Origin of the sequence: Nostoc sp. NMS4, from assembly GCF_017115095.1 — a bacterium.
Lineage (GTDB): Bacteria > Cyanobacteriota > Cyanobacteriia > Cyanobacteriales > Nostocaceae > Nostoc.
Genome location: NZ_JABXKI010000056.1, coordinates 1 through 7,160, shown reverse-complemented (window position 1 = coordinate 7,160; position 7,160 = coordinate 1). Strand labels below are relative to the sequence as shown.

9 protein-coding genes are annotated in these 7,160 nt (G+C 43.3%); 6 read left to right on the top strand and 3 right to left on the bottom strand.

The features are described 5' to 3' along the window. The 5 genes from HWQ37_RS02640 to HWQ37_RS02620 form a co-directional block, all read left to right on the top strand. Positions 1 to 581, top strand: a 581-nt coding sequence (locus HWQ37_RS02640) for an iron uptake porin (protein WP_292743402.1), incomplete at its 5' end; no start/stop codon positions are given. Between the two features lie 336 nt (positions 582 to 917). Beyond that, a complete protein-coding gene (locus HWQ37_RS02635) occupies positions 918 to 1,355 on the top strand; it encodes an RrF2 family transcriptional regulator (protein ID WP_292743399.1) in 438 nt (145 codons plus the stop codon). An 83-nt stretch (positions 1,356 to 1,438) separates the two neighbouring features. Next, positions 1,439 to 2,401 (top strand): cysteine synthase A, encoded by a 963-nt coding sequence (gene cysK / locus HWQ37_RS02630; protein WP_292743396.1) that lies wholly within the window; start codon positions 1,439 to 1,441, stop codon positions 2,399 to 2,401. A gap of 15 nt (positions 2,402 to 2,416) precedes the next feature. Then, entirely contained in the window at positions 2,417 to 3,118 is a 702-nt protein-coding gene (locus HWQ37_RS02625; protein WP_292743393.1) for a J domain-containing protein, read from the top strand. 148 nt (positions 3,119 to 3,266) lie between these two features. After that, positions 3,267 to 4,139, top strand: a complete 873-nt coding sequence (locus HWQ37_RS02620) for a 6-carboxytetrahydropterin synthase (RefSeq protein ID WP_292743390.1) — start codon at positions 3,267 to 3,269, stop codon at positions 4,137 to 4,139. Positions 4,140 to 4,422: 283 nt separating this feature from the next. Here the strand turns inward: HWQ37_RS02620 and HWQ37_RS02615 are convergent, their stop codons facing one another. The 3 genes from HWQ37_RS02615 to HWQ37_RS02605 are packed head-to-tail and all read right to left on the bottom strand — an operon-like array spanning position 4,423 to position 6,897. Then, the gene (locus tag HWQ37_RS02615; RefSeq protein ID WP_292743387.1) at positions 4,423 to 4,980 is read right to left on the bottom strand and encodes a Uma2 family endonuclease; all 558 of its coding nucleotides are present in this window, start codon (positions 4,978 to 4,980) and stop codon (positions 4,423 to 4,425) included. Between the two features lie 32 nt (positions 4,981 to 5,012). Continuing rightward, a complete protein-coding gene (locus HWQ37_RS02610) occupies positions 5,013 to 5,981 on the bottom strand; it encodes a PrsW family intramembrane metalloprotease (protein ID WP_292743384.1) in 969 nt (322 codons plus the stop codon). Next, positions 5,974 to 6,897, bottom strand: coding sequence for a class I SAM-dependent methyltransferase (locus HWQ37_RS02605; RefSeq protein ID WP_292743381.1), 924 nt, complete (start codon positions 6,895 to 6,897; stop codon positions 5,974 to 5,976). The genes HWQ37_RS02610 and HWQ37_RS02605 overlap by 8 nt, the downstream gene beginning before the upstream one ends. A 61-nt stretch (positions 6,898 to 6,958) precedes the next feature. On the opposite strand from HWQ37_RS02605, the gene HWQ37_RS02600 reads away from it, so the two are divergent. Beyond that, positions 6,959 to 7,099 carry a hypothetical protein gene (locus HWQ37_RS02600; protein WP_292743379.1) on the top strand — a complete coding sequence of 47 codons (141 nt, stop codon included), beginning with the start codon at positions 6,959 to 6,961 and terminating at the stop codon, positions 7,097 to 7,099. Positions 7,100 to 7,160: the final 61 nt, after the last annotated feature.

The window sequence follows — 7,160 nt, the reverse complement described above, 5'->3', positions numbered from 1 at the left end:
CTTTAGGACAGTTGAACTTTAGTGTAGGCGATCGCGTGGCTTTAGCTGCTACCTACGTCCACGGATATAGCGCAAGTGGTGCTTTATTCGACTCTGGTACAGACGGAACAACTGGAGGTTTTGATGTAGGTACTGGACAAGCTAACTTTTTAGGTAATGCAGCCGGTCTTGCAACAGGTACAGCAAACCCATCTACCAGCAACTCCTACGGTGTGTCGGCTGCCTTTAGACCCAGCGACAAACTCTCCATTAGCGGCTTCGTCTCTTACCATGATGTCACGGGCAACGGTCTAGGTGATAATTTTGAAGCTTGGAGCTACGGTTTAGGGGTAGCATTACCTGATTTTGGTAAAAAGGGTAACGTTTTAGGTATTTTTGCTGGTGCAGAACCCTATTCGTTTAACCGTCCAGGTTTTGGCGGTAACAATGATATACCCTATCACTTTGAAGGTTTCTACAAGTATCGTGTATCGGATAACATCTCTGTAACCCCAGGTGTAATCTGGTTGACCTCTCCTGGTCAAAACAGCAATAACGATGATGCTATTATCGGTACGCTCAGAACTACATTCACCTTCTAGAGTGTTGACTATTTACTGACAATTTTAAACTCTATTTCTCCCCGCCATCAGGCGGGGTTTTTTGTTTTCAGTAGTAATAATGGATAAACCCCAGTATTTAACCGGAGTATACTAGAAAAGTTAGGAGTTATGGCGGGTTTTATATGAATAGACCAGAGTAGGGTGCTTATTGTAATGCCCACTCTACAAGTTACTTATGCTGTGAGCAACTTTTTCTGAGCGAATTTTTATCGAACAGAATTCAGGAGTCAGGAGTCAGAATTCAGAATGACTCCTAACTCCTAATTCCTAACTCCTAATTAATTTTTAACCCCTAACCCTAACTTATTGCTGCTTGTGGAACTATCCTGTAAATCAGAATACGCAATTCTCGCCTTATTAGAGATGGCTGCTCATTACGAAAGCGGCGAACCTCTGCAAATTCGACAAATTGCAGCACAACAAAACATACCCGATCGCTATTTAGAACAACTGCTAGCAACCTTGAGGCGTGGGGGTATAGTTAAGAGTCAGCGCGGGTCAAAAGGTGGCTATTTGTTAACGCGAGAACCCCGCAAAATCATCCTTTTTGAGATTTTAGAATGTTTAGAAGGCTTGGAGGCACAGACTGGTCAAGAAAACGTTAATTCCAAAACGGTAGATAGTTCGGTCATAGAAGAAATTTGGCAAGAAGCAAGTCGCGCTGCAAATTCAGTGTTGCAAAAATATACACTCCAGGATCTTTGTGAAAAACGAGATTCGCGGCGGCAATTAGATATCATGTACTACATTTAGTCAAGAGTCATTTGTCATTGGTCATTGGTCATTTGCGATGACAAATGACCAATAACAAATAATTAATAACTAAGGATTAAATTATGCGAATAGCTCGTAACATTACAGAACTGGTTGGTCGTACACCCCTAGTGCAGTTGAACCGCATTCCTCAATCCGAAGGATGTGTGGCGGAAATTGTAGTGAAGTTGGAAAGCATGAACCCATCGGCATCAGTTAAAGACCGGATTGGTGTAAGTATGATTAACGCCGCCGAAGAGGAAGGGTTGATTACTCCTGGAAAGACAATATTGGTAGAACCTACCTCTGGAAATACCGGAATTGCTTTAGCAATGGCAGCAGCAGCTAAGGGTTATCGATTAATTTTAACCATGCCAGAGACGATGAGCGCAGAGCGTCGGGCAATGTTGCGGGCTTATGGAGCAGAACTGGAATTAACACCAGGTATGGAAGGCATGAGTGGGGCAATTCAGAGAGCGCAACAAATGGTTAATACTACACCAAATACCTATATGTTGCAGCAGTTCCGCAATCCAGCCAATGCCAAAGTGCATCGGGAAACTACAGCTCTTGAAATCTGGGAAGATACTGATGGACAAGTAGATATAATCGTGGCAGGAGTGGGTACAGGTGGTACAATTACTGGTGTGGCAGAAGTGATTAAAGCCCGTAAGCCTAACGCTAAGGCGATCGCAGTTGAACCAGCCAATAGCCCAGTTTTATCTGGGGGACGACCAGGGGCGCACAAAATCCAGGGAATTGGGGCTGGGTTTATTCCCCAAGTATTAAAGATAAAATTGATTGATGAAGTGATTACCGTCACTGATGAAGAAGCGATCGCCTACAGTCGGCGTTTGGCAAAAGAAGAAGGGCTACTATCTGGTATTTCCAGTGGAGCCGCTTTATGTGCAGCAATTAGCGTTGCCCAACGTCAAGAAAATCAGGGGCGTTTAATTGTGATGATTCAGCCCAGTTTTGGTGAGAGGTATTTGAGTACGCCGTTGTTCCAAGACCTGGAGGCAAGGTTGGCCGCTAGCGTTAGTTAACGATACATTGAATTAATGGTCAATTCTAAGCACGTTTCTAACCATTACGAAACTCTCAAAGTTAGTCCAAGTGCCAGCCTTGCGGAGATTAAGCAAGCTTATCGCCGCTTGGTTAAGTTGTTTCATCCTGACAGTAATCAGGATACAGCCGATCGCGAGCAAATTATCCGCATTAATGCAGCTTATGAGGTCTTAGGCGATAATCATAATCGCCGCAATTATGACCAAGAACTGCAAGATAACCCTCAAAAATTAAATAGCGATCGCCAACAGCGTACAGCATCAGCCCAACAGCATTACCAAACAAGACGAAAAACCGGACGCGATGTTGACGAGCAAGTTGAAGAATGGTTACGCCAAGTATACCAACCAGTTAATCGCTTGCTTTGTACGATTCTTTATTCGTTAGAAGAACAAATGGAGCAATTAGCCGCCGATCCCTTTGATGATGAGTTGTTAGATGAATTTCAGGAATACTTAAAAGCCTGTCGAGATGACCTCAAGCAAGCACAAATTACTTTTCGCTCTTTGCCAAATCCCCCAAGTCTAGCAAGAACGGCGGCTCACCTTTACTACAGCCTAGATCAAGTAGCAGATGGACTCGATGAATTAGGTTATTTTCCTTTGAACTATGATGAGCGTTATTTACACACAGGTCAAGAATTATTCCGTATAGCTACGGGATTGCACTGTGAGGCGCAAGCGTCTGTTACATAATTATTTTGAGCATTGGGCATTGGGCATTAGCAAAGAACAAAGGACAAATGACAAAGGACGAATGACGAATGACTAATGACCAAGAAATTAGTTTATGCTGGAAACAGAAAAAGATTAAGAAATTTTAAATTCTGTTCATAGTGTACTCATGCAATGTATTGTTAATCGCCGCGCCCAGTTTTCGGCAAGTCATCGTTATTGGTTGCCAGAACTGAGTGAAGCCGAGAATATTGAGAAATTTGGTGTTGGTACTAGATTTCCCGGACACGGACATAACTATGTTTTATTCATCTCTCTAGCCGGGGAATTGGATGAATATGGCATGGTGCTGAATTTGTCTGATGTGAAACACGTAATTAAACGGGAAGTTACCAGTCAATTGGACTTCTCTTATCTCAACGATGCGTGGGCAGAATTTCAACAAACTCTACCCACTACTGAGAATATTGCACGGATTATCTGGCAACGACTAGCACCACACTTGCCTTTAGTTCGTGTGCAGTTATTTGAACATCCTGAACTTTGGGCAGATTATATGGGAAATGCAATGGAAGCCTACCTCACTATCAGTACTCACTTTAGCGCCGCCCATCGGCTAGCTCATCCTAATCTTAGTAACGAAGAAAACACTGAGATTTATGGTAAATGCGCTCGTCCCAACGGTCACGGACACAATTATCATCTAGAAGTCACTGTCAAAGGGAAAATTGACCCACGTACTGGCATGATTATTGATTTAGGTGCGCTGAATCAAGTGGTGGAAGATTATGTGGTAGAGCCATTCGATCACACTTTTTTAAACAAAGATATTCCCTACTTTGCCGAAGTTGTGCCAACTGCTGAGAATATCGCACTTTATATTAGTAATTTATTGCGATCGCCTATTGAGGAATTGGCAGCTAAACTTTACAAAGTAAAACTGATCGAAAGTCCCAATAACTCCTGCGAAATCTACTGCACGGAGTCAGAATCAGAGTCAGTCAGCGCAGCCAAGAATCAGCCAGTATTGGCAAGCATTTAGTTAGGTACTTGAATCCAGACATAAGCACATAGGGAAATTTATCTCATTCCCATGCCCTTCAGGAGTGCTGAGTTATGAATCTCACTTATTTACTCAGCACTCGGAACGGGCTAAATGCCCCGCTTCCGCCGTGCTGTACTAGTGGTCTGTCAAATCCATTTTGACGGTTGGAGAGACGCGATAAATCGCCGTCTCTACAGAAAATTTATTTGTCAATTATTTCTTGACACACTACTAGTTTTGCCCAATGCCCAATGCCCGATGCCCAATGCCTAATTCCCACCTAGAAAAGTTTACTAACTAAACAGTTAAAACCAGGCAGCAAAGGGCTTGTCAATTCATCTTGACTAAATAAAGTAGCTGCTAACTTTAATGCAGCCTGTTCACGTCGATAAACTTCAACTTTCTTCTGTATAGAATCACAAATCCAATATTCTTGAACTCCTTGGACTGAGTACAGCTTTAGCTTTGTTTCCTTATCGCGTTTCTCGTTTTTTTCGCCGGGTGATAAAACCTCTACTACTAACTCAGGTGCGCCCGTCAGGTGTCCAGCCTCATTGAGCAAGTTTTTTAACCGTTCATGACTTGCCCATACCACATCAGGGATCACATTGTCAGAATCTGAGAAAATAATTCCAGGTGCGATCGCAGCTTTACCTAAATCACTTTCATCTGACCAATTGTTAAGAACTGTAACAATCTTGCCGCAGCTCGTTTGATGATCCCAGTTAGGCGCTTTAGTCACAAATAGTTCTCCATCAATAATCTCATAGCGATTTCTGCGATCGCTAGCAAATAGTTCTAGGTCAGCAGTCGTCCAACGCACTGGAGTTGTTTGCATAGAAACCCCCTAGCCTTTTCTTAAATCATATTTTAAAAATACCGACGGCGGGCGGAATGTCGCAAATAGCGATAAATGCCCCAGGCTAAAACTGCGAAAAAGAGATTTAGTAAAAGGCGACTAACTATAAACCACAAAATATCACTGTCAAAAAGCTTTGACGGACTCAAAGGACTAACAGTCCTGACTAAAAGAAACAGCCCAAAAATAGCATTTCCACCCAGCACGAGGGCAAACAACACTAAACTCCTCTGCCAGTAACGGCGCTGGATTGTCCGCTCTGAAATTAGGGTAATTACAGGTTTCCCTTGCACTTTTCGTAGTAATTGTTCTAGTCGCCAAAACATCCACAAGAGAAACGGAAATAAACCATAACTTAGCAAACGTAGGGGTAATGAGTAACCCCAAGCACTAGATAGGACATTAACTAGGGCATGACAGATTACAGAATTTAGCCAAGCCCGAAAAATGAACTTTTTGTCTCGATTTAAGCGAGTATTAGAGGAAATATAAATTCCGAAAGCATATCCCCAAGGTGCAGAGAACATCGCATGGACTGGCGTGCCAATAGTCCGGTCAAAAATTGATGCTGTACCGTGGGAAAGGTAAATCCAGTTCTCTTCGGCAGTAAATCCAAGGGCAACGGCGATTGTAAAGAGGAAAACAGTAGACTGAAATAATCGATACTTGCGTTGCAGATAGCAGGTTAAGACAAAAACCGCAGCCAACTTGCAGCCTTCTTCAATTGTGCCTACTTCCACAAGCTGCCGCAAGGCTATACCAGGAAGCCAACGTTTGATCTGCTGCCAGTCTACAAAAGAGTTGGCTACAGTTTCAAAAACCCATTCGAGGCTAAGGGCTAAGATTCCAGATATTGCCCCGACGATAAAGAACATCAGTAACTTTAACAGAGGTGGGGCAAATGGCACCCGACAGTAGTAGTAGCCTAGCAGCAGCAAGGGTGGTATTACTGCCCAGAATAATAGAGATAAATCAACCACTCACCTGAGCGATTATTGTACGGTGACGGTGGGTATTGTTGGTAATAGTGGGAGTTTGGAAACCCGCCTCAACAATAGCTTGCTCAATATCCAAAGCGAAATATTCGTCTAAATACGGTTCAGTACTTTTGAGCAAAGTCAAAATGTAAGCTGGCATTTTCTTGTAAACTTCCGATTTGGGATTCATATCCATGATTGCCAAGTAACCACCCGGACGCAGTACACGCCGCATTTCAGCTAAAATCTGTCGGGTTGCTGATTGGGGTAATTCGTGGCACATCAGGAAAATCGAAACTAAATCAAAACAGGCATCAGGTAGCCCGGTAGATTCAGCTTGGGCATGAAGCCAGTTAATTTTAGCTTGACGTTGCCCAGCGCGGTAATTGGCAACAGCTAGGAAGTAGGGAGATAAATCTAAACCTGTAATTTTGGCATGGGGATAAACTGCTTGTAGGGCAAAACTACTCAAGCCAACACTACAGCCTATATCTAAGATGTCTTGCGGCTCATTGGGGATTTTACTTTTCAGGATATTGTGGTAACTTTGGCGCAGCATGGGATCGCCTTGCGCTTCTTCAGCATCCTGCCAAATCTTAGCGTGGACAGCGTAAGCAGCAGGTTCTACCTCAAAAGCGGCTTGCCAACTGAGATTTCCAGTTTCGTAGGCATGGAATGAGGTGACGTAGTAATCGGGGTAGGAAAGCTGAGGATTTTCTACTTGAGCTAAATCGGCCTGCCAATCAAGCGCCTTTAGTGTTTCGACTTCTTGAGTCCAAGGTACACCAATTCTTTCGGCACGTTTAATCATCATTTGTCTAGCTTGATGCTTGGCTAGGTTAGCTAAAGGCTGGATTGCCAATATGCCATTCACCAAGCGGGAAGCTAAACCAGGATTAGTTTTTACAGCAGCAGTCATAAATTAGTTTGCATTTAACAGCCTTTTCTACTTATGACATAGTTGCTGGAGGCCAGTCTAGATGCAAATTGAAAAACGTTCTGGGGAATGGGGAGATGGGGGAGATGAGGGAGACAAGGGAGACAAGGGAGACAAGGAGATAAACAAAACTCCTAACTCTTTACAGACAAAGATTTTTCGCGTCTCTACTCCTAACTCCTAACTCAGCACTCAGCACTCATAACACCTAATCCCCATTTTTGCTATGACAGCATTCTCTAGTA

Excerpts from the sequence above, each read along its gene's own strand:
- cysK (WP_292743396.1), top strand. The coding sequence starts at position 1,439 with ATGCGAATAGCTCGTAACATTACAGAACTGGTTGGTCGTACACCCCTA.
- HWQ37_RS02615 (WP_292743387.1), bottom strand. The coding sequence starts at position 4,980 with ATGCAAACAACTCCAGTGCGTTGGACGACTGCTGACCTAGAACTATTT.
- HWQ37_RS02605 (WP_292743381.1), bottom strand. The coding sequence starts at position 6,897 with ATGACTGCTGCTGTAAAAACTAATCCTGGTTTAGCTTCCCGCTTGGTG.
- HWQ37_RS02625 (WP_292743393.1), top strand. The coding sequence starts at position 2,417 with ATGGTCAATTCTAAGCACGTTTCTAACCATTACGAAACTCTCAAAGTT.
- HWQ37_RS02620 (WP_292743390.1), top strand. The coding sequence starts at position 3,267 with ATGCAATGTATTGTTAATCGCCGCGCCCAGTTTTCGGCAAGTCATCGT.
- HWQ37_RS02600 (WP_292743379.1), top strand. The coding sequence starts at position 6,959 with ATGCAAATTGAAAAACGTTCTGGGGAATGGGGAGATGGGGGAGATGAG.